This is a genomic window from Massilia sp. UYP34 (assembly GCF_056279385.1).
Genome location: NZ_JBWBRF010000003.1, coordinates 213,562 through 234,528, shown reverse-complemented (window position 1 = coordinate 234,528; position 20,967 = coordinate 213,562). Strand labels below are relative to the sequence as shown.

Genomic DNA, 20,967 nt, shown 5'->3' with positions numbered 1-20,967 from the left:
TAACGATCAAATGGTTGAAATCGAATTAGACGGCAAGAAAGTCGAAGTCCCGCCAGGTTCCATGGTGATGGACGCCGCAAACAAACTCGGCACCTATATCCCGCACTTCTGCTATCACAAGAAATTGTCGATCGCCGCGAACTGCCGCATGTGCCTGGTCGAAGTGGAAAAGGCGCCCAAGCCCTTGCCCGCCTGCGCCACGCCGGTCTCGCCGGGCATGGTCGTGCGCAGCCACAGCGACAAGGCGGTGCAGGCGCAGAAGTCGGTGATGGAATTCCTGCTCATTAACCACCCGCTGGATTGCCCGATCTGCGACCAGGGCGGCGAATGCCAGCTGCAGGATCTGGCCGTCGGCTACGGCAAGAGCGGCTCGCGCTACCAGGAAGAAAAGCGCGTGGTGGCCCCGAAAGAGGCCGGCCCCCTGATCTCGATGGAAGAGATGTCGCGCTGCATCCAGTGCACCCGTTGCGTGCGCTTCGGCCAGGAAGTGGCCGGCGTCATGGAATTCGGCATGCTGGGCAGGGGCGAGCACTCCGAGATCACGACGTTTGTCGGCAAGACCGTCGACTCGGAAGTCTCGGGCAACATGATCGACCTGTGCCCGGTCGGCGCGCTGACCAGCAAGCCGTTCCGCTACTCGGCACGCCCATGGGAACTGCAGCGCCGCAAGTCGGTGTCGCCGCACGATTCGCTGGGCGCCAACCTGATCGTCCAGGTCAAGGGCGGCAAGGTCATGCGCGTGCTGCCGCTCGAGAACGAAGCGGTCAACGAGTGCTGGCTGTCCGACAAGGAGCGCTTCTCGTACGAGGCGCTGGACAATGCCGACCGCCTGACGAAGCCGATGATCAAGCAGGACAACCAGTGGATCGAGACCGAATGGTCGACCGCCCTGGAATACATCGCCCACGGCCTGCGCAATATCCGCCACGAGCACGGCGCCGACAGCCTCGCGGCCGTCGCCACCGCCCACTCGACCGTGGAAGAACTGTACCTGCTGAACAAGGCGTTCCGCGGCTTCGGTTCGGAGAACGTCGACTTCCGCCTGCGCCAGAGCGACTTCGCGCTCGACGGCCAGGTGGCCCCGTGGCTCGGCATGCCGATCGCCGACATCAGCAAGCTCAAGCGTGCATTGGTCATCGGCTCGTTCCTGCGCAAGGATCACCCGCTGGTGGCGACCCGCCTGCGCGCCGCCACCAAGTCGGGCCTGCGCCTGTCGCTGGTGGCCGGCAGCGACGACGAGCTCCTGATGAAGACCGCCCACAAGCTGATCGCCGCGCCGAGCGACTGGCTGGTCGCGCTGTCGGAAATCATGGTCGCCATCGCCGCCGACAAGAACATCGCCGTCCCGGCCGGCTTCGAGCACGTCGAAGCGTCGAGCATCGCGAAAGCCATCGCCGCCTCGCTGGTCGTCGTCGGCGACGTCGAGGTGCCGGGCGCCATCCTGCTCGGCAACGCCGCCGCGCAACACCCGCAAGCATCGAAAATCCACGCGTGCGCCCAGTGGATCGCCGAGCAGACCGGCTGCAGCTTCGGCTACCTGGTCGACGCCGCCAACGCGGTCGGCGGCCACCTGGTCGGCGCGGTCTCGGGCAAGCGGGAGTCGCTGTTCGCCACGCCGAAAAAAGCCTACGTGCTGCTCAACGCCGAACCGGAACTGGATGCGGCCAACCCGCAGCAAGCCGTCGCCGCGCTCAAGCAGGCCGAGATGGTGGTGGCGATGTCGGCCTTCAAGCACGGCATGGATTATGCCGACGTGCTGCTGCCGATCGCGCCGTTCTCGGAAACCTCGGGCACGTTCGTCAATTGCGAAGGTCGTGCACAGAGCTTCAACGGCACCGTGCGCCCGCTGGGCGACGCGCGTCCGGCCTGGAAAGTGCTGCGCGTGCTGGGCAACCTGCTGGGCCTGCAAGGTTTCGACTACGAGACCTCGGAAGCAATCCGCGACGAAGCGCTCGGCAAGGGCAACGTCGACCTGTCGAGCAAGCTCAACAACGTGGCGAGCCTGGCCCCGAGCGCCGGTGCGTACGCGCCGGCCGGCCAGCTCGAGCGCCTGACCGACGTGCCGGTGTACTTCACCGACGCGCTGGCGCGCCGTTCCGAGCCGCTGCAGCGCACCGCCGACGCCAACGCGCCGCTGGTGACCCTGTCGAAAGCGGTCGCCGAATCGATCGGCGTCAAGGCCGGCGACCAGGTCAAGGTCACGCAAGGAGCAGGCTCGGCCGTACTGGTCGCCAACGTCGACAAGAGCCTGCCGTCGAACGCGGTGCGCGTCGCCGCCGGCCACCCGGCGGTCGCCGGCCTGGGCGCCATGTTCGGTTCCATCCACGTTGAAAAAGCAGGGGAGGGCAAGTAATGGCAACGCCCGGTTACATCGATTCATTCAACGCCGGCGGCGCCGACCTGCTCGGCCCGGTCTGGCCGCTGGTCTGGACCATCATCAAGATCATGGCCGTCGTCGCGCCGCTGATGATCGCGATCGCCTACGCCACCCTGTGGGAACGTAAATTCATCGGCTGGATCCAGATCCGCATCGGCCCGAACCGCGTCGGTCCCGGCGGCCTGCTGCAGCCGATGGCCGACGGCCTGAAGCTCCTGATCAAGGAGATCGTGATTCCGGCCAAGGCGAACCGCAACCTGTTCGTCATCGGCCCGATCATGACCATCATGCCGGCGCTGGCCGCCTGGTCGGTGGTGCCGTTCGGCCCGCAGTTCGCGCTGGCCGACGTCAACGCCGGCGTGCTGCTGCTGCTGGCGATCACCTCGGTCGAAGTCTACGGCATCATCATCGCCGGCTGGGCCTCGAACTCGAAGTACTCGTTCATGGGCGCGATGCGCGCCTCGGCCCAGATGATCTCGTACGAAATCCCGATGGGCTTCGTGCTGGTGGTCGTGCTGATGGTGTCGGGCACCCTGAACCTGTCGGGCATCGTCGCCGGCCAGCAGGTGGGCATGTTCGCCGACATGGGGCTGAACTTCCTGTCGTGGAACTGGCTGCCGCTGTTCCCGCTGTTCATCATCTACCTGGTGTCGGGCCTGGCCGAGTGCGGTCGTCACCCGTTCGACGTGATCGAAGGCGAATCCGAGATCGTGGCCGGCCACATGGTCGAGTACTCGGGCATGTCGTACGCCATGTTCATGCTGGCCGAGTACGGCAACATGATCCTGATCGGCACTCTGGCTTCGCTGTTCTTCATGGGCGGCTGGTCGGCGCCGTTCGCCTTCCTCGAAGTGGGCGGCACCCTGGGCGGCTTCATCGGCTTCTTCTGGCTGTTCCTGAAGGCTTTCCTGTTCGTGACCTTCTTCATCTGGGTCCGCGGCACCTTCCCGCGCTACCGCTATGACCAGATCATGCGCCTGGGCTGGAAAGTGTTCATCCCGCTGACCCTGATCTGGCTGGTCGTCGTCGCCGTCTGGATGCAGACGCCGTGGAATATTTGGAAGTAAGGAACACACAATGTCCAGAATGAAAGAAATCCTCGGCAGCCTCATGCTGACCGAGTTGATCAAGGGCCTTGCCCTGACCGGGAAATATGCGCTGTCGCGCAAGATCACGGTCCAGTACCCGGAAGAAAAGACCCCCATGTCGAACCGCTTCCGCGGCCTGCACGCGTTGCGTCGCTACCCCAACGGGGAAGAGCGCTGCATCGCCTGCAAGCTGTGCGAAGCGGTGTGCCCGGCCATGGCCATCACGATCGAGTCGGCGCAGCGCGATGACGGCACCCGCCGCACCACGCGCTACGACATCGACCTGACCAAGTGCATCTTCTGCGGCTTCTGCGAAGAATCGTGCCCGGTCGACTCGATCGTGGAAACCAGCATCTTCGAGTATCACGGCGAAAAACGCGGCGATCTCTACTACACCAAAGAGATGCTGCTCGCCGTGGGCGACCGCTACGAGGCCGACATTGCCGCCGCCCGCGAGGCGGACGCGAAGTACCGCTAATCACAAAGGGTCCTGGGTAAGTCATGACATTTACAACTGTTCTGTTCTACGTGTTCGCGGCCATCATGGTGCTGGCCAGCCTGCGCGTCATCACCGCCAAGAATCCGGTCCACGCCGCGCTGTTCCTGGTGCTGGCCTTCTTCAACGCGGCCGGCATCTGGCTGCTGCTGAAAGCCGAATTCCTCGCCATCGTGCTGGTGCTGGTCTATGTGGGCGCCGTCATGGTGCTGTTCCTCTTCGTCGTCATGATGCTCGACATTAATATCGACCGCATGCGCGAAGGCTTCTGGGGCTACCTGCCGGTGGCGGCCGGCGTCGGCGGCCTGATCGTGCTCGAGATGGGCGTCGTCCTGTGGCACGGCTACGGCAACTTCCAGCAAAGCCCCGAAGCCGCCGCATTGAACATCGGCGGCACCAAGGAACTCGGCCTGCAGATCTATACCCGCTACATCTACGGCTTCGAGATCGCCGCCGTGGTGCTGCTGGTGGCGATCATCGCCGCCGTCGCCCTGACCCTGCGCCGCCGCAAGGACACCAAAGCCATCGACCCGGGCCTCGCGGTTCGCGTCAAGCGTAACGACCGCCTCAAGATCGTCAAGGTCGAGACGGTCAACCAGCGCGCCATCGACGCAGCGAACGTCGAAAAGGCCGCTGCTGCGGCGGCGGCAGCCGCGCCAGCAGCGACGCCTACCGATTCCAAGGAGCCAAAATGACGTTGACGCTCGCACACTACCTGATCCTGGGCGCGATCCTGTTCGCGATCTCGGTGGTCGGCATCTTCCTGAACCGGAAGAACATCATCATCCTGCTGATGGCCATCGAACTGATGCTGCTGGCGGTGAACCTGAACTTCATCGCGTTTTCCCATTACCTGGGCGACGCGGCGGGGCAGATCTTCGTGTTCTTCATCCTGACCGTCGCTGCCGCCGAATCCGCAATCGGCCTGGCAATCCTGGTGGTCCTGTTCCGTAACCTGGACACGATCAACGTGGAAGACCTCGATCGCCTCAAGGGCTGACGGTCTCGGCTAGATAAACAAAAACGAAAAGGTTCAACAATGGCGGGGCAAATTTCAACCTCACTCTTACTGGCGGTGCCTCTGGCGCCGTTGGCGGGCTCGGCGATCGCCGGTCTGCTCGGTACCAAGTTCCTGGGCAATGTGGTCGGTCGCAAGGTGTCGCATACGGCGACCATCCTGGGCGTGCTGATCGCGCTGGTCATCTCGGTGCAAACCCTGATGGCCACGCTCGACGGCTTCAAGCTGAATGAAGATATCTACACCTGGATGACGGTCGGCACGCTCAAGCTGGCGGTCGGCTTCCAGATCGACACCCTGACCGCGATGATGATGTGCGTCGTGACCTCGGTGTCGCTGATGGTCCACATCTACACGATCGGCTACATGGCGGAAGACGACGGCTACAACCGCTTCTTCTCGTACATCTCGCTGTTCACGTTCGCGATGCTGATGCTGGTCATGTCCAACAACTTCCTGCAGCTGTTCTTCGGCTGGGAAGCGGTGGGCCTGGTGTCGTACCTCCTGATCGGCTTCTGGTACACCCGCCCGACCGCGATCTTCGCCAACATGAAGGCCTTCCTGGTCAACCGCGTGGGCGACTTCGGCTTCATCCTCGGCATCGGCCTGCTGCTGGCCGCGTCGGGTTCGATGAACTACGCCGAAGTGTTCGCCAAGGCCGACGAGCTGGCCCTGATGACCGTGCCAGGCACCGACTGGCCACTGCTGACCGCGGCCTGCATCTGCCTGTTCATCGGCGCGATGGGCAAGTCGGCGCAGTTCCCGCTGCACGTGTGGCTGCCCGATTCGATGGAAGGCCCGACCCCGATCTCGGCGCTGATCCACGCCGCGACGATGGTTACCGCCGGCATCTTCATGGTGTCGCGCATGTCGCCGCTGTTCGAACTGTCGGATGGCGCGCTGTCGTTCATCATCGTCATCGGTTCGATCACCGCGCTGTTCATGGGCTTTTTGGGCATCATCCAGAACGACATCAAGCGCGTGGTCGCTTACTCGACCCTGTCGCAGCTCGGTTACATGACCGTCGCACTGGGCGTGTCGGCCTACTCGGTCGCCGCCTTCCACCTGATGACCCACGCGTTCTTCAAGGCGCTGCTGTTCCTGGGCGCCGGTTCGGTCATCATCGGCATGCACCACGACCAGGACATGCGCAACATGGGCGGCCTGCGCAAGTACATGCCGATCACCTGGATCACGTCGCTGATCGGTTCGCTGGCCCTGATCGGTACCCCATTGTTCTCGGGCTTCTACTCGAAGGATTCGATCATCGAGGCGGTGCACGCAAGTAACCTGCCGGGTTCGGGCTTCGCCAACTTCGCGGTGCTGGCCGGCGTGTTCGTCACGGCGTTCTACTCGTTCCGTATGTATTTCCTGGTGTTCCATGGCGAAGAGCGTTTCGGCAAGGCACATGCGCATGATCATCATGACGATCACGCGCACCACAAGACCGCGGCCGCCGGCCACGGTCACGACGATCCCCTCGCACTGCACGAATCGGACGCGCACCACGAAGAGGAAGCGCATGACGACCACGGCCACCATGGCCTGGCCCCGGGCCAGAAGCCGCACGAGTCGCCCTGGGTGGTAACCCTGCCGCTGATCCTGCTGGCGATCCCGTCGGTGATCGTCGGCTACCTGGCCATCGGTCCTATGTTGCACGGTGATTTCTTCGACGGCGTGATCACGGTCAATCCTGCGCACCCTGCGATGGCGGAACTGAACGCGATGTTCCATGGCGCCGGCGCGATGGCCCTGCACGGCCTGCAGACCGCACCGTTCTGGCTGGCGCTGGCAGGCGTCGTTGCCGCCTACTACTGCTATATGGTCAATCCGCGCGTGCCGGCCTGGTTCTACGCCAAGTTCAAGCCGCTGCACACCCTGCTGGACAACAAGTACTACATGGATGCGTTCAACCAGAAGTTCTTCGCTGGCGGCGCACTCGGCGTGGGCAAGGGCCTGTGGAATATCGGCGACCGCGGCCTGATCGACGGCCTGGTCGTCAATGGCAGCGCCAAGGTGGTGGGTTGGTTCTCGACCGTCACCAAGCGCGCGCAGACCGGTTACATCTATCACTATGCGTTCGTGATGATCGTCGGCGTGCTGGCGGCGATGCTGTACTTCTTCCCGTTCTGGCGCGGTTAATCACAGGCAGAGATAAAGAAAAATGATGCAGTCAACAATTTCTACGTTTCCACCGTATCTGAGCCTGGCGATCTGGCTCCCGATCCTGTTCGGCGTGCTGGTGCTGGCCGTGGGCCGCGACAAGAACGCCGGCATGGTGCGCTTGCTGTCGCTGGCCGGCGCCGTCGTCAGCCTGCTGCCGACGATCCCGCTGATCGCCAACTTCGACAACACCACGGTCGGCATGCAGTTCTATGAACAGGCGGCCTGGATCGAGCGCTTCAGCATCTTCTACCGCCTCGGCGTGGACGGCCTGTCGCTGTGGTTCGTGCCGCTGACCGCCTTCATCACCATCATCGTGGTGCTGGCGGCGTGGCAGGTGATCGAGGAGCGCGTCGCCCAGTACATGGGCTCGTTCCTGATCCTGTCGGGCCTGATGATCGGCGTGTTCGTCGCGCTGGACGGCCTGCTGTTCTACTTCTTCTTCGAAGCCACCCTGATCCCGATGTTCATCATCATCGGCGTGTTCGGCGGCCCGAACCGGGTGTACGCGGCCTTTAAATTCTTCCTGTACACCTTCTTGGGTTCGCTGCTGACCCTGGTCGCGATCGTCTACCTGTACAACAAGTCGGGTTCGTTCGACATCCTGGTCTGGCACGACCTGCCGCTGACGATGAAGGAACAGATCCTGATCTTCATCGCCTTCTTCATGGCCTTCGCCGTGAAAGTGCCGATGTGGCCGGTGCACACCTGGCTGCCGGACGCCCACGTCGAAGCGCCGACCGGCGGCTCGGTCGTGCTGGCCGCGATCATGCTCAAGCTGGGCGCCTACGGTTTCCTGCGCTTCTCGCTGCCGATCACCCCGGACGCGAGCCAGTACCTGGCCCCGGTCGTGATCGGACTGTCGCTGGTCGCCGTGATCTACATCGGCCTGGTGGCCCTGGTCCAGAAGGACATGAAGAAACTGGTCGCCTATTCGTCGATCGCGCACATGGGCTTCGTGACCCTGGGCTTCTTCATGTTCAACGACCTGGGCGTGCAGGGCGGCCTGATGCAGGCGATCTCGCACGGCTTCGTGTCGGGCGCGATGTTCCTGTGCATCGGCGTGCTGTACGACCGCATGCACTCGCGTGAAATCGCCGACTACGGCGGCGTGGTCAACACCATGCCGAAGTTCGCCGCCTTCGTCGTGCTGTTCTCGATGGCCAATGCCGGCCTGCCGGCGACCTCGGGCTTCATCGGCGAGTTCATGGTGATCCTGGGCGCGGTCGAATTCAACTTCTGGACCGGTGTCGCATCGGGTACCGCCCTGATCCTGGGCGCGGCCTACTCGCTGTGGATGGTCAAGCGCGTCGTGTTCGGGCCAGTGGCCAACAAGAACGTTGCCGCGCTGACCGACCTGAACGGCCGCGAGTTCGCCATCCTGTCGGTGCTGGCGATCGCCACCCTGGCGATGGGCCTGTACCCGGCGCCGATCGCCGAGACCCTGCAAGTGTCGGTCACCGACCTGCTTCAGCACGTCGCAGTCAGCAAAGTGCCTCAATAAAACGCCATGAATGAAATGAACTCGACCCTGTTATCGGCCGCCGACACCAATCTGGCGCCGGTGTATGCCGAAATCTTCCTCTTGATCGCGACCTCGGCGATCCTGCTGATCGATCTGTTCCTGAAGGAAGGCAAGCGCAACCTGACCTATGGCCTGTCGCTGCTGGCGATCGGCGGCTGCGCGATCTTTTCCTTCATCGACTTCAACACCGGCACGACCGTGTACACGTTCAGCGGCATGTACGTGTCGGATCCGATGTCGAACCTGCTCAAGCTGTTCACCTACCTGGCCACGGCCATGACCATCGTCTACTCGCGCCAGTACGCGGGCGACCGCGGCATGATGTCGGGCAACCTGGGCGGCGAGTTCTACACGCTCGCGCTGTTCTCGATGATGGGCCAGATGATCATGATCTCGGGTAACAGCATGCTGTCGATCTACCTGGGTCTCGAGCTGATGTCGCTGTCGCTGTACGCCCTCGTTGCGCTGCGCCGCGACCACGCGATCTCGACCGAGGCAGCGATGAAGTACTTCATCCTGGGCGCCCTGGCGTCGGGCTTCCTGCTGTACGGCATCTCGATGATCTATGGCGCGACCGGTTCGCTCGACATCACCACCATCGCCCAGGTGACCGCCGCCGAGGGTGCGAACCGCACCATCCTGGTGTTCGGCCTGGTGTTCGTGGTGGCGGGCCTCGCGTTCAAGCTGGGCGTGGTGCCGTTCCACATGTGGGTGCCGGACGTGGTGCAGGGCGCGCCGACCGCCGTGACCCTGTTGCTGGGCGGCGCGCCGAAGATCGCCACCTTCGCCATCGTGATCCGCCTGCTGGCCGAGGCGCTGCCGTCGATGGCCTTCGACTGGCAGCAGATGCTGCTGGTGGTCGCCGTGCTGTCGCTGGCCTTCGGCAACGTCACCGCGATCGCGCAGACCAATATCAAACGCATGCTGGCGTATTCCACAATCGCGCAGATGGGCTTCGTGGTGCTGGCCCTGGTGGTCGGCAACGTCGACGGCGACACCACCAATGCCGCCTCCGCCTACAGCGCCGCGATGTACTACACCATCATCTACGTGCTGACCACGGTGGGCACGTTCGGCCTGATCATGATGCTGGCGCGCGTCGGCCATGAGGCCGAACTGATCAGCGACTTCAAGGGACTCGGCAAGCGCAGCCCATGGTTCGCGGTCGTCGCCACGATCCTGATGTTCTCGCTGGCCGGCGTGCCGCCGATGGTGGGCTTCATTGCCAAGTATGCCGTGATCCAGGCCGTCGCCCAGGCCGGCATGGTGTGGCTGGCCGTCGTGGCCGTGATGTTCTCGCTGATCGGCGCGTTCTACTACCTGCGCATCGTCAAGACCATCTGGTTCGACGAGGCGGAGGACACGAACGTCATCGCGACCCCGACGGACATGCGCGTCATCATGTCGCTCAACGGCGTCGCCATCTTCGTGCTGGGCATGCTCCCGAGCGGCCTGCTGGCGGTCTGCTACAGCGCCATGCAGGCGACCCTGGCCAATTAAGCCATGGACAGCTCGCTGGCCGCATCGCTGGTGATTGCCCTCGCGCTGGCGGGGGCCAATCTGCCGTTCGTCAACGAGCGCCTGTTCGCTCTGGTGCCGGTCCCCGGCAAGGCGGTGGTGGGGGAGCCGCGCAACAAGGCCCTCGCGCTGCGCCTGCTCGAACTGGTGGTGCTGTACTTCGTGGTCGGGCTGGTCGCGCGGCTGCTCGAATCGCGCATCGGTTCGGTCTTCGCGCAGACCTGGGAGTTCTACGCGGTCACCGGCTGCATGTTCCTGGTGCTGGCGTTTCCGGGCTTCGTGATGCGGTACCTGCGCAAGCGGCGTTAAGCCAATAAAGTTAGAGCAAGCACGTCGTTCCCGCGCAGGCGGGAACCAAAGTTTCTCAGCGTATCGATGACGCATGCGAACTTGGGTTCCCGCCTCCGCGGGAACGACGTTTTTGGAGCCAACGAAAATGCCATGCGCCGGCTCCGCCGCCGACGCGTTTGGCTTATGATATTTCTACCTGCGTAACGAGAATGGAGCCCACAGTGTCGGAACTCAAAGAAACCCGCATCGACGGCGGCGTCGTCTACGATGGCCATTTCCTGAAGGTCGAGAAAGACCGCATCCGCCTGCCAGATGGTACGGAAAGCCAGCGCGAATTCTTCCGCCATCCGGGCGCGGTCGTGATCCTGCCGCTGCTGCCCGACGGCCGCGTGCTGCTCGAGCGCCAGTTCCGCTATCCGAACGCGCAAGTGTTCATCGAGTTCCCTGCCGGGAAGATCGACCCGGGCGAAGACCACCTGGAATGCGCCAGGCGCGAACTCAGGGAAGAGACCGGATACACGGCCGAGCGCTGGCGCTTCGTCTGCACCATCCATAACGCGATCGCCTATTCCGACGAGCACCTCGAGATCTTCCTGGCCGAAGGCCTGAGCGCCGGCGAGCAGCAGCTCGACGCCGGCGAGTTCCTGGAACTCTTCAGCGTCACCGTGCCCGAGCTGCTCGACATGGTGCGCAAGGGCGAGATCACCGACGTCAAGACCATCATCGGCGCCTTCTGGCTCGAGAAGATCCTGGCCGGCGACTGGACGCCTGCCTGACCATCATGCGGCCGCGTCGGAGCCTGGTTGCGCCGGCGACCGCGCTGGCGGCGGCCCTTGCAATCGTCGTGGCCGCCCCGGCCGCGGCCCAGGCCCGCACCCCGTTCCAGGCGTCGTGCGAGGACACCATCGGCGAGACGATTTCGGTGCTGTCCAGCCGCAGCGACGGCTACCGCATCGACAACACGCGCTCGTACTTCGACCTGACGCGCCTGAAGGGCAGCGTGCGCCGCGGTTCCTGGGTGCTGGGACTGACGCATACCGAGGCGCGGGTCAGCATCAAGGTCGGCGGGCGCATGCTGACGGACCGGGCCAGCGGCTATGAATGCGTGGCGCCGCGCATTGACGTCAACCTGTATTACGCGCCGATCGTGATCTATGTCAGCCGCGAATTCCCGCCGGGATCGTGTTCTTACCGGGAAGTGCTGGCCCATGAGATGCGCCACCTGCAGACCTACCAGGCGTTCCTGCCGCAGGCCGAAGCCATCGTGCGCGCGCGCCTGGCGGCGCGCTTCGCCGGCACGCCGTTGTATGCGCCCATCGGCCAGGCAAGATCCCTGCTCCAGCGCGAAGTGGACCGCAGCTGGATGCCCTACATTAAACGTGAGATGGAAAAGGTCGAAGTCTTGCAGGCAGCCATTGATACGCCGCAGGAATACGCCCGCCTGGGCAAGGTTTGCGCAGGTGAGGTACAGTCTTTGCTTAGACAGGCACCACGAAGCAGTTCATGACCACCGAACAAGCAAACGAGACGAATACGGCAGCGCCGCAGCATGTCGCCCTCATTCCGGCGGCCGGCGTCGGCGCCCGCATGGCGGCCGGCAGCCCCAAGCAATACCTGGCCATCGGCGCCAAGCCCATGCTGCGCCACACGGTCGACGCGTTTCTATCCAGCCCGCTGATCGCCCACACCTACGTAGTGGTCAGCGCCGACGACCCCTTCATCGACGGCGTGCTGCCCGACGCGGGGGAGCCGGCGGGCCGCGTCACCGTGCTGCGCTGCGGCGGCGCCACGCGCATGGAATCGATCCGCAACGGCCTCTATGCGCTGTCCGGCGCGCTCGGCGCGCAAGACCGCGTGCTGGTCCACGACGCCGCGCGGCCCGGACTGAACGCCGCGCTGATCGAGCGCCTGATCGTCGAAACCGGCGACCACGCGGCCGGCGGCCTGCTGGCGCTACCGGTGGTCGATACCGTCAAGCGCGGGGACGCGGCGAGCGGGGGCAGCGTCGCCACCGTTGCGCGCGACGGGCTGTGGCTGGCCCAGACCCCGCAGATGTTTTCCTACGCGCTGCTATGCCGCGCACTCGATGCGGCACTCGATCCGGCCGCGATCACCGACGACGCCAGCGCGGTCGAGGCGCTGGGCCTGGCCCCGAGACTGGTCGAAGGCCATCCGCGCAACCTGAAAGTCACGCTGCCATCCGACATCCGCATCGCCGAGATGTACCTGGCGCTCGATTCCACCATTTGAACGACACGAATTCCACATCATGGCACTCGCATCCTATAATCCCCATCCTCCGTTTCGCATCGGCACCGGCTACGACAACCACGCGCTGGTCGAAGGTCGCAAGCTGATCGTCGGCGGCGTCACCATTCCGCACCGCCTGGGTCTCCAGGGCCATTCCGACGCCGACGTGCTGCTGCATGCGATCATCGATTCGCTGCTCGGCGCGGCCGCGCTGGGCGACATCGGCAAGCATTTCCCGGACACCGACCCCATGTTCGCCGGCGCCGATTCGCGCACCCTGCTGCGCGAAGTCGCGCACCGGGTGCTGAACTCGGGCTACACCATCGGCAATATCGACGCCACCATCATCGCCCAGCAGCCGAAGATGGCGCCGCATATCCCGCTGATGGTCTCGCGCATCGCCGAGGACCTTGGGGTGTCGCCGCAGCAGGTGAACATCAAGGCCAAGACCAACGAGAAGCTCGGCTACCTGGGCCGCGAGGAAGGCATGGCGGCGCAATCGACCGCGCTGCTGATCCGCGCCGCAACGGACTGACGGGCACATCGAAAAACCTGCTGCGCGTTGCATTTTCGGTCGGCGATGCTCGCTGTACTCTAGTACAGCTGCGCTTCTCGACCTGCGCGGCCCAACCTGCGCGGCCCGACCTGCGCGGCCCGACCGAAACTGCTGCCGCTCGCGACGGTTTTTCGAGGTGCCCTGACGGGCTTCGGCAAAGGTCGAAAAGGCAATCTATAATTGCCGGATGACCGACGCCACCCCGACACTATCCGCGCGCGCGGCCTGGACCCTGATCCTGGTCGCCAGCGCCGTCATGATGATCACGATGGGCGCGCGGCTGACCAGCGGCCTGTTCCTGTCGCCGCTGAACACGGCGACCGGGCTCGGCGTGGCCAGCATCAGCTTCGTGATGGCGGTGGCCCAGCTGATGTGGGGCGCGGCCCAGCCGGTCTTCGGCGCCGTCGCCGACAAATACGGGCCGGGCAGGGTGATCGCCCTCGGCGGCCTGATGCTGGCGGTGGGCACCGCCGCCACGCCCTTCGTCGATTCGCAGTGGGCGCTGCTGCTCACGATGGGCTTTCTGTCGGCGGCCGGCGCCGGCGCCGGCAGTTTCTCGATCCTGATCGGCGCCACCGCCCAGCGCCTGCCCGTCGAGCGGCGCGCCTTTGCCTCGGGGTTCATTAACGCCGGCGGCTCGTTCGGCCAGTTCGTGTTCGCGCCGCTGATGGGCGCCATCATCGCCGGCGCCGGCTGGATCTGGGCCATGCTCACCATGGCCGCCGCCACCTTGCTGACCATTCCGCTGGCCTGGCCGCTGCGCGGCAGGAAAGCCGCCGCCGCTTCTGCCACCGTGCCTGCCGCCGCTTCTGCCACCGCTCCGGCTGCCGCTCCTGCCACCGCCCCAAGCGCCGCCGCGCCCGCTCCAGCCGCGATCTCGCTCGGCCAGCAGCTGGGCCAGGCCATGCGCGACCGCAGCTATATCTGCCTGCACCTGGGATTTTTCACCTGCGGCTTCCACATCGCCTTCCTGGTCACCCACCTGCCGGGCGAGGTCGCGCTGTGCGGCCTGCCGACCAGCGTCTCGGCCACCGCGCTGGCGCTGATCGGCCTGTTCAACATCGCCGGCAGCCTGGGCGCCGGGATGCTGGCCTCGCGCTACCGCATGAAGTCGCTGCTGTTCTGGATCTATGCCAGCCGCGCCGTGCTGGTCGGCGTGTACCTGCTGGCGCCGAAGACCGAATGGACTTTCTACCTGTTCGCGGCCGCGCTCGGCGCCACCTGGCTGGCCACCGTGCCGCCGACCGCCGGCCTGGTCGGCAAGCTGTTCGGCGTGCGCTACCTGGCCACGCTGTTCGGCATGACCCTGCTGTCGCACCAGATCGGCGGCTTCCTCGGCGCCTGGCTGGGCGGCCTGGCCGTGGTGCACACGGGCGACTACAGCTGGATGTGGTATGCCGACATGGTGCTGGCGCTGGCGGCGGCCCTGGTGAACCTGCCGATCCGCGAAGCGGCCGTGGTGCGTGCGCCAGGTCTGGCGGGAGCCTAGGGGTGGCGCGCGACGCCTGGGCTTACCGCGAGGTGGCGGTCGAATCGGCGTTCGATGCGCGCACCGGCAAGCCGCGCATCCGGCCGGTGTCGGGACAAGCCTTTGCGAGCGATATGCGGGTGCAGTGTTCGCGCAGCCTGCTCGATACGGCGCGCTATCCGGTGGGCACGCGCTTCCTGCTGTCGGTGCGGATCACCGACCGCCAGGGCGGCGCGCCGTTTCTGTATGCGTGGCATGGCGACCCGGTGGTCGTCATGAGCAAGGCGAAGGTAACGCGCTTCTTGCAGATGTACCGGCGCTTGCGCCTGTAGGGTGGACGAAAAAAAGGCCGCTGGTCGCGGCCCTGGATAGTCAGTCGACGCCGGGAGGAGGGACGCCGGCCCCGGCGGCCAGCACGAACAGGCTCAGGGAGATCCCGGCGCCGGCGATGGTCGCCAGCAGCGCCGCCGTGCGCGGCTTGGCGTTCTTGTGCGAGCGCCAGGCGGCATCGAGCAGGCCGATGCCGATCACCAGGTTCACGAACAGCATGGCGTCCATTGCGAATCAGTCCCAGTCCAGCGCGCCCTTTTTCCACTCGTAGGCCAGGCCGATCGTCAACAGGCCCAGGAACACCATCATGGCCCAGAATCCGGTCGAGCCGATGTCGGTGACGACCACTGCCCACGGCACCAGGAAGGCCACTTCGAGATCGAACAGGATGAACAGGATCGCGACCAGGTAGAACCGCACGTCGAACTGCATGCGCGCGTCGCCGAAGGCCTCGAAACCGCACTCGTAGGGGGACAGCTTCTGTTCATCGGGGCGATGCGGGCCCAGGACACGGCCCAGCACCTGGGGCGCGACACCGACCAGGATGCCGATGATGATGAACATGAGGACGGGGAAGTATTCTTCGAGGTTCATGGTTCTGCTGCGCGGTCAGGCGCGTGGGTTGATAAAGTCGGTGGTGCGGTGGTCCTGGAACGTCGCGCCGCGCTGGTCCGGCATCGGATGCGGCGCAGACGGGCGAAGTTGGGCCCGATTCTAACTGGATATGAACCTGTTGCCAACCGTGCATTTGCGCGCCGTTGCAATGCAGTTGCGGCGCTGACGCGGGTCGCTTACGAGGGTATTGACAGGTATTTTCCTTCCCCGACGCACCCGGCGGGCGAAAGCCGCTATCATCGGGGGTTGGCAAAACGACCTCACCCACCAAGGAATACCATGGCCTCGAAAAAGATCGCCGTCCTCGTCGGCAGCCTGCGCAAGGACTCGTACACCCGCCGCGTCGCCCATAGCCTGATCGCGCTGGCGCCGGAAGGACTGGAGCTCGCGATCGTCGAACTGCGCGACCTGCCGCTGTATAACGAGGACGACGAGACCGATCCGCCCCCAGGCGCGTTCGCGGCCTTTCGCGCCGCCATCCGCGAGGCCGACGGTATCCTGTTCTGCACCCCGGAATACAACCGCTCGGTGCCGGGTGCGCTGAAGAACGCGATCGACGTCGGCTCGCGCCCCTACGGCAAGGCGGCGTTCGCCGACAAGCCGTGCGCCATCGTCAGCGTCTCGCCGGGCGCGCTGGGCGGCTTCGGCGCCAACCACCACCTGCGCCAGATGCTGCCGTTCCTGAACATGCCGGCCATGCCGGCGCCGGAAGCCTATGTCGGCGGCGTCGCCGCCAAGTACGAAGAGGACCGGCTGGTCGACGAATCGTCGCGCGCGTTCTTCGGGAAATTCATGGCCGCCTTCGGCGCCTGGGTGGAGCAGCATGCCAGATAAGGGCCTGCGTTCGCGGGCGCCGGCGGAGCCACGCTGCCGATGATCCGCGCGACCGACAGCAGGATCCTGCCGACGCCGCCGCGCGACCTGCCCACGCTGCTGGGCCGCCCGCCGGACGGCTGGCGCGCGCGCATGTTCGACGTCATCTTCGGCACCGACACGCCGGCCGGCCGCCGCTTCGACATCGTGCTGGTGATCCTGATCCTGCTCAGCATCCTGGTCGTGATCCTCGACAGCGTGCCGTCCATCTACAGCCAGTACTCCGGCATCACCTCGGTGCTCGAATGGGGCTTCACCCTGCTGTTTACGATCGAATACATCGCGCGCCTGGTGTGCGTGCAGCGCCCGGTGCGCTATGCGCGCAGCTTCTACGGGATCATCGACCTGGTGTCGGTGCTGCCGACCTACCTGTCGCTGCTGCTGCCCGGCAGCCAGGTGTTCCTGGACGTGCGCATCCTGCGCCTGCTGCGCGTGTTCCGCATCTTCAAGCTGACCTTGTACATCGAGGAATACACCCGCCTGGGCGAAGCCCTGGTCTCCAGCCGGCGCAAGATCATGGTGTTCCTGTCGGTGGTGCTGATGCTGATCCTGATCCTCGGCACCGTGATGTACGTGGTCGAGGGACCGGAAAACGGCTTCACCAGCATCCCGATGTCGATGTACTGGGCCACGGTGACCATCACCACCGTCGGCTACGGCGACATCGTGCCGCACACGCCGGTGGGCAAGGCGATCGCCTCGTTCATGGTGCTGCTGGGCTGGGGCATCCTGGCGGTGCCCACGGGAATCGTCTCGGCCGAGATGACGTCGCAAAAGATGTCGCGCCACGCCCCGCGCGGCGCGCCGCGCGAATGCGGCGCCTGCGGCAGTGGCGACCATGACCCGCGCGCCCACTTCTGCAAGGACTGCGGCGCGCCGCTGGCGCCGGCCAGGGAATAGGGCGCGGCGCACGCCGCGCACCACGATGGCAGGCAGCGCACCGCGACCGGTCAGGCCATGGCCGCGTGCCGCGTGAACCGCGAAGGTGCATGCACTGGCCTATTCACTGGCCCACTCACTTGGCCATCCACTTGCCCATCCACTTGCCCACTGAGCGGCGCACGCGGCGGCGCCGGGCGCGCCAGCGTGACCGGCGGCGGCATGGCGGCATCGCGCTCGAGCCAGTAATTGAACTGGCCGAAGCTGGGCAGCGCGCCGGCGTCGACGTCCTGGAAGAAGTCCTCCAGCATCTGGCGGTAGGCGGCGCGGCGCGAAAAGCCGTCGTGGCTGGCCGCATAGCGCGCGGCGGCGGCGTGGAAGATCGCGCGCATCCGCTCGTCGGCATTGGTGCCAGTGCCCGCGCCCTTGCGCGGACGTCCGCGCTTGATGCCGGCGGTGACGGCGCGGGTGCGCCCCGGCGCGCCCGAATTGCCGTAGTCCGGCAGCAGGGCGTCGGGCGTCTGGCCGCGCTCCCAGTAACGGCGCAGGTAGCGCAGGATGCTCGATTTCGACATGCCGTGGGCGGCGGCGTAGCCGGCCATCAGCGTGGTGCGCTGGCGCGGATCGACCAGCGCCTGGCGGTCGGCATGCAGGGCGCGCACGGCCGACCAGGCCTTGGCCTGCAGGTTCAGGTAGCCCTGCGGCACCGGTTCGCGCGGCGGCGGCGCGGCGAACGGATCGACCAGCAGGCGCCGCGCCTGGCCGGACGTCAGCGCTTCTTCCAGCGCCGCCACCCGCACCGGCTCGGGCATGACCGCATGGCCGCCCAGTTGATAAGTCCAGGCCAGCGCCTGGTCGATCCACAGCACGCGGACGGTGCGCCCGGGCGTGCCTGCGAATTCGACTACATCGTTCGGTCCAATCATCTCTCTACCTCCCATAAAGCCTCGGAATCCAGGGTGCTTTCTGACATGCAAGGATCGGGCCAGCCCGGATGCGCGTGAGCCTGCACGTTTGGTGCACCTCAACCGTGCGGGTGTGGGAGCGCTTTAGTCTTCGTTGTTCGTGCCCAGGCACGCCACGTATTCATTTCACGTTCGATTCCATTTATTCAAAGAGAGGCCTGCATGTATCCGTTTCCCCAATCCGTGACTCCGGCCGTGCGCACCCATATGGACGCCCAGACCGCCTTCGTCAACGACATGTCCAAATCCCTGTTCCGTTCTTTCCAGCAGATGTGTGAGCTCAACATCCAGCTGGCCCAGAGCATGCTCGAGGAAACCACGCTGGCCAGCCGGCACGTGTTGAGCGTCGACCGCCAATCCGAACTGCTGGATGCGGCGTCGGCGCGGGCCCAGCCGGCGACCGAGAAGCTGCGCGCCTACCAGCAGCACGTCTCGCGCCTGGCCACCGACGCCCAGGTCGAGCTGGCGCGCGTGACCGAGCAGCACGTGCAGAACACCACCCGCACCGCACGCGCCGTGGTCGACGAAGTGGCGCGCACCTCGGCCGAGGAAGCCGAGCGCGGCATCCGTGGCCAGCAGGAGGCGCTGCGCACCATGGCCGACCCGTTCACGCGCGCCGATGGTGCGATGCACGCGCGCGGCGATGGCGCGGCGCAGCCGGCCCAGTCGCTGCAGCAGGCCGGCGAGCAGGTGGCCCAGCAGGTGGGCCAGCAGGTGGCCCAGGCCAGCCAGCAGGTGCGTCAAGCTGGCGCGACGCACTAGGCCGGCAGGTTCAGTGCGGCCACGGCGCCGCGCGTGGCGCCGTGGCCGCGGTGCTCACCGCGCCCGCCTGCGGCGCCAGGCCGAACAGCGGGCGCATCGGGCGCAGCCGGCGCACGGCTTCGTACAGCGCGAAGCTGCCGGTCGCGGTCAAGACCATCAGCAGCAGGGCTTCGATGCCGGGCGCCAGGTTCAACGGCTTGAAGGCATGCGCCATCATGACAATCAAGGTCTGGTGAGCAATATAGACCGGGAACACCGCATCGGTGAGGTAGCGGCGCGCCGGTCCGTCGCGGTCCAGGTGGCGGCGCGCGAAACCGCAGGCCGCGACGATGGCGCTCCAGGCGCACAGCGCGTACACGCAGCGCATGATCGGCGCCCAGGTCGCCATCATCTGCGCGCTGTGCGCATGGTGGGGCGCGGCGTACCATGCCACGAGCGCGGCCCAGCCGGCCAGCGCGCTGCCAAGCGCGATCCAGCGCACGCTCTCCATGCGGTCCCACACCGGACGGCTGCGCGCCACCACGGCGCCCAGCAGGAACAGCGGCAGGTAGGTGGCGTGGTTGAACCAGTCGTCGACCAGGGCGTGGGTGGTCGGGAAGCGGTCGGCCAGCAGGATGCGCACCGCGGCCAAGAACAGCGCCGGCAGCGCCAGCAGCTTCCAGCCGCCCAGGGCGGCGGCGCCGCGCGCGGCCAGCGCCTCGATGCGGGCATGGCCGAGCAAGGCCGCGCAGGCGGCCAGCACCAGCGTGTAGACCCACAGGTAGGCAACGAACCACAGGTGGTTCCAGGTCGGCAGGATCAGGCAGCCGTCCTGGCAGAAGCCGCCATAGCCGGACACATACAGCCGCATGAAGGCCATGAAGCCGTCGGCATAGCCGAGTTTCTCGACCACTTCCAGCCACGGCTGCGGCGGCACGACGACCAGCATGCCGAACAGCAGCGGCAGCAGCAGGCGCAGGCTGCGGCGGCGCACGAAGGCGCCAGGCGCCATCTTGCGCAGCAAGAAATGCGAGGCCGCGCCGGCCACGAAGAACAGCAGGCTCAGGCGCCACGGCGAGGACAGCAGCATGAACGGTTCCGGGCCGCTGCCGGCGTGCGGACTCTTCACGTGCCAGCCCCAGCTCACGTAAACCATCCCCACGTGATAGGCGATCAGCACGAAGAAGGCCAGGATGCGGACCCAGTCGAGGAAATACAGGCGTTGATTGCCGGTGGAAGTGTGTGGCTGCATGGCGCGCTCTGGTGATGACGGAGACGCCAGCATCGCGCGCACCAGGGCAGGCGGCCAGCGCCAGGGGGCGAACCGGGGCTTACGTGGGGCGAGCCGGCGCCAGGCGTGCGAGCAGGGAGGGACGGTACTGGCGGCTGCACGGCACCCGCGCGCCGCTGCGCAGCACCAGTTCGCAATCACCCTTGTCGAGCGGCTCGATGCGCACGATGGCCGACAGGCGCACCGCCGCGCGCCGGTGGCAGCGCGCGAAGGCGGTTTCCAGCTGGCCGAGCAGGGCGCCCAGGCTCTGGCGCAGCAGCGGGGCGCCGGCGGACGTGTGCAGCGCCACGTAGTTGTCGGCCGTCTCGAGCCACTCGATGTCGGCCACCTGCACCACGCGCGTCGCGCCGCGTTCGCTTACCAGGAGCTGGCGCGGCGGACCGGGCGCCGCCGCCGCCCCCTGCACGGGCGCGGCCAGGCGCGCGCGCAGCCGTTCGAGCGCCCGGTGCAGGCGGGCTTGGTCGGTCGGTCCAGGGTGGGTGCTCGTAGCGGGCGCCGGCCAGCGCATAGACGCCGTGGCGGA

Annotated in this window: 23 protein-coding genes; 18 read left to right on the top strand and 5 right to left on the bottom strand. The window is 65.9% G+C overall.

The window, feature by feature from the left end:
- Positions 1-10: 10 nt before the first annotated feature.
- The 15 genes from nuoG (at position 11) to ACZ9AQ_RS07605 (ending at position 15,082) form a co-directional block, all read left to right on the top strand.
- Positions 11-2,353, top strand: coding sequence for an NADH-quinone oxidoreductase subunit NuoG (nuoG, locus tag ACZ9AQ_RS07675; RefSeq protein WP_429203173.1), 2,343 nt, complete (start codon positions 11-13; stop codon positions 2,351-2,353).
- On the top strand, positions 2,353-3,444 hold the full coding sequence (gene nuoH, locus ACZ9AQ_RS07670) for an NADH-quinone oxidoreductase subunit NuoH (RefSeq protein WP_429203171.1): 1,092 nt from the start codon (positions 2,353-2,355) through the stop codon (positions 3,442-3,444). Before nuoG ends, nuoH begins: the two co-directional genes overlap by 1 nt.
- Positions 3,445-3,454: 10 nt before the next feature.
- Positions 3,455-3,943, top strand: a complete 489-nt coding sequence (gene nuoI / locus ACZ9AQ_RS07665; protein ID WP_429203169.1) for an NADH-quinone oxidoreductase subunit NuoI — start codon at positions 3,455-3,457, stop codon at positions 3,941-3,943.
- A 23-nt stretch (positions 3,944-3,966) separates the two neighbouring features.
- A complete protein-coding gene (locus ACZ9AQ_RS07660) occupies positions 3,967-4,656 on the top strand; it encodes an NADH-quinone oxidoreductase subunit J (RefSeq protein WP_429203167.1) in 690 nt (229 codons plus the stop codon).
- Entirely contained in the window at positions 4,653-4,961 is a 309-nt protein-coding gene (gene nuoK, locus ACZ9AQ_RS07655; protein ID WP_306397331.1) for an NADH-quinone oxidoreductase subunit NuoK, read from the top strand. The genes ACZ9AQ_RS07660 and nuoK overlap by 4 nt, the downstream gene beginning before the upstream one ends.
- Before the next feature lie 39 nt (positions 4,962-5,000).
- Positions 5,001-7,121 carry an NADH-quinone oxidoreductase subunit L gene (nuoL, locus tag ACZ9AQ_RS07650; protein ID WP_429203165.1) on the top strand — a complete coding sequence of 707 codons (2,121 nt, stop codon included), beginning with the start codon at positions 5,001-5,003 and terminating at the stop codon, positions 7,119-7,121.
- A gap of 22 nt (positions 7,122-7,143) precedes the next feature.
- Positions 7,144-8,646 (top strand): NADH-quinone oxidoreductase subunit M, encoded by a 1,503-nt coding sequence (locus ACZ9AQ_RS07645; RefSeq protein ID WP_429203163.1) that lies wholly within the window; start codon positions 7,144-7,146, stop codon positions 8,644-8,646.
- Between the two features lie 6 nt (positions 8,647-8,652).
- Positions 8,653-10,167 (top strand): NADH-quinone oxidoreductase subunit NuoN, encoded by a 1,515-nt coding sequence (gene nuoN / locus ACZ9AQ_RS07640; protein WP_429203161.1) that lies wholly within the window; start codon positions 8,653-8,655, stop codon positions 10,165-10,167.
- Positions 10,168-10,170: 3 nt separating this feature from the next.
- Entirely contained in the window at positions 10,171-10,494 is a 324-nt protein-coding gene (locus ACZ9AQ_RS07635) for a DUF2818 family protein (protein ID WP_429203159.1), read from the top strand.
- A 191-nt stretch (positions 10,495-10,685) separates the two neighbouring features.
- Complete coding sequence (locus ACZ9AQ_RS07630; protein WP_429203158.1) at positions 10,686-11,252, top strand: NUDIX domain-containing protein; 567 nt, start codon at positions 10,686-10,688, stop codon at positions 11,250-11,252.
- A gap of 5 nt (positions 11,253-11,257) precedes the next feature.
- Positions 11,258-11,983, top strand: a complete 726-nt coding sequence (locus tag ACZ9AQ_RS07625; RefSeq protein WP_429203156.1) for a hypothetical protein — start codon at positions 11,258-11,260, stop codon at positions 11,981-11,983.
- Entirely contained in the window at positions 11,980-12,726 is a 747-nt protein-coding gene (ispD, locus tag ACZ9AQ_RS07620; protein ID WP_429203154.1) for a 2-C-methyl-D-erythritol 4-phosphate cytidylyltransferase, read from the top strand. Before ACZ9AQ_RS07625 ends, ispD begins: the two co-directional genes overlap by 4 nt.
- Positions 12,727-12,745: 19 nt before the next feature.
- Positions 12,746-13,261: a 2-C-methyl-D-erythritol 2,4-cyclodiphosphate synthase gene (gene ispF, locus ACZ9AQ_RS07615; RefSeq protein WP_429203152.1), complete on the top strand. Its 516-nt coding sequence runs from the start codon at positions 12,746-12,748 to the stop codon at positions 13,259-13,261.
- Positions 13,262-13,469: 208 nt separating this feature from the next.
- Positions 13,470-14,771, top strand: coding sequence for an MFS transporter (locus ACZ9AQ_RS07610; protein ID WP_429203150.1), 1,302 nt, complete (start codon positions 13,470-13,472; stop codon positions 14,769-14,771).
- 2 nt (positions 14,772-14,773) lie between these two features.
- Positions 14,774-15,082, top strand: coding sequence for a hypothetical protein (locus ACZ9AQ_RS07605; protein WP_429203148.1), 309 nt, complete (start codon positions 14,774-14,776; stop codon positions 15,080-15,082).
- 40 nt (positions 15,083-15,122) lie between these two features.
- On the opposite strand, the gene ACZ9AQ_RS07600 is transcribed toward ACZ9AQ_RS07605, so the two are convergent.
- The gene (locus tag ACZ9AQ_RS07600) at positions 15,123-15,308 is read right to left on the bottom strand and encodes a hypothetical protein (protein ID WP_429203146.1); all 186 of its coding nucleotides are present in this window, start codon (positions 15,306-15,308) and stop codon (positions 15,123-15,125) included.
- Positions 15,309-15,314: 6 nt separating this feature from the next.
- A complete protein-coding gene (locus ACZ9AQ_RS07595; protein WP_208277760.1) occupies positions 15,315-15,674 on the bottom strand; it encodes an NADH-quinone oxidoreductase subunit A in 360 nt (119 codons plus the stop codon).
- Positions 15,675-15,974: 300 nt separating this feature from the next.
- On the opposite strand from ACZ9AQ_RS07595, the gene ACZ9AQ_RS07590 reads away from it, so the two are divergent.
- Both ACZ9AQ_RS07590 and ACZ9AQ_RS07585 read left to right on the top strand, forming a co-directional pair.
- Positions 15,975-16,529: an NADPH-dependent FMN reductase gene (locus ACZ9AQ_RS07590; RefSeq protein WP_429203144.1), complete on the top strand. Its 555-nt coding sequence runs from the start codon at positions 15,975-15,977 to the stop codon at positions 16,527-16,529.
- A 39-nt stretch (positions 16,530-16,568) separates the two neighbouring features.
- Complete coding sequence (locus ACZ9AQ_RS07585; protein ID WP_429203142.1) at positions 16,569-17,468, top strand: ion transporter; 900 nt, start codon at positions 16,569-16,571, stop codon at positions 17,466-17,468.
- A gap of 50 nt (positions 17,469-17,518) precedes the next feature.
- On the opposite strand, the gene ACZ9AQ_RS07580 is transcribed toward ACZ9AQ_RS07585, so the two are convergent.
- Complete coding sequence (locus tag ACZ9AQ_RS07580) at positions 17,519-18,373, bottom strand: hypothetical protein (RefSeq protein WP_429203140.1); 855 nt, start codon at positions 18,371-18,373, stop codon at positions 17,519-17,521.
- A 201-nt stretch (positions 18,374-18,574) separates the two neighbouring features.
- Here ACZ9AQ_RS07580 and ACZ9AQ_RS07575 point away from each other — a divergent pair, with 201 nt between their 5' ends.
- Complete coding sequence (locus tag ACZ9AQ_RS07575) at positions 18,575-19,174, top strand: phasin family protein (protein WP_429203138.1); 600 nt, start codon at positions 18,575-18,577, stop codon at positions 19,172-19,174.
- Between the two features lie 10 nt (positions 19,175-19,184).
- Here the strand turns inward: ACZ9AQ_RS07575 and ACZ9AQ_RS07570 are convergent, their stop codons facing one another.
- Positions 19,185-20,405, bottom strand: a complete 1,221-nt coding sequence (locus tag ACZ9AQ_RS07570; RefSeq protein WP_429203137.1) for an acyltransferase family protein — start codon at positions 20,403-20,405, stop codon at positions 19,185-19,187.
- 79 nt (positions 20,406-20,484) lie between these two features.
- Entirely contained in the window at positions 20,485-20,952 is a 468-nt protein-coding gene (locus tag ACZ9AQ_RS07565) for a LytR/AlgR family response regulator transcription factor (protein WP_429203135.1), read from the bottom strand.
- Positions 20,953-20,967 lie beyond the last annotated feature (15 nt).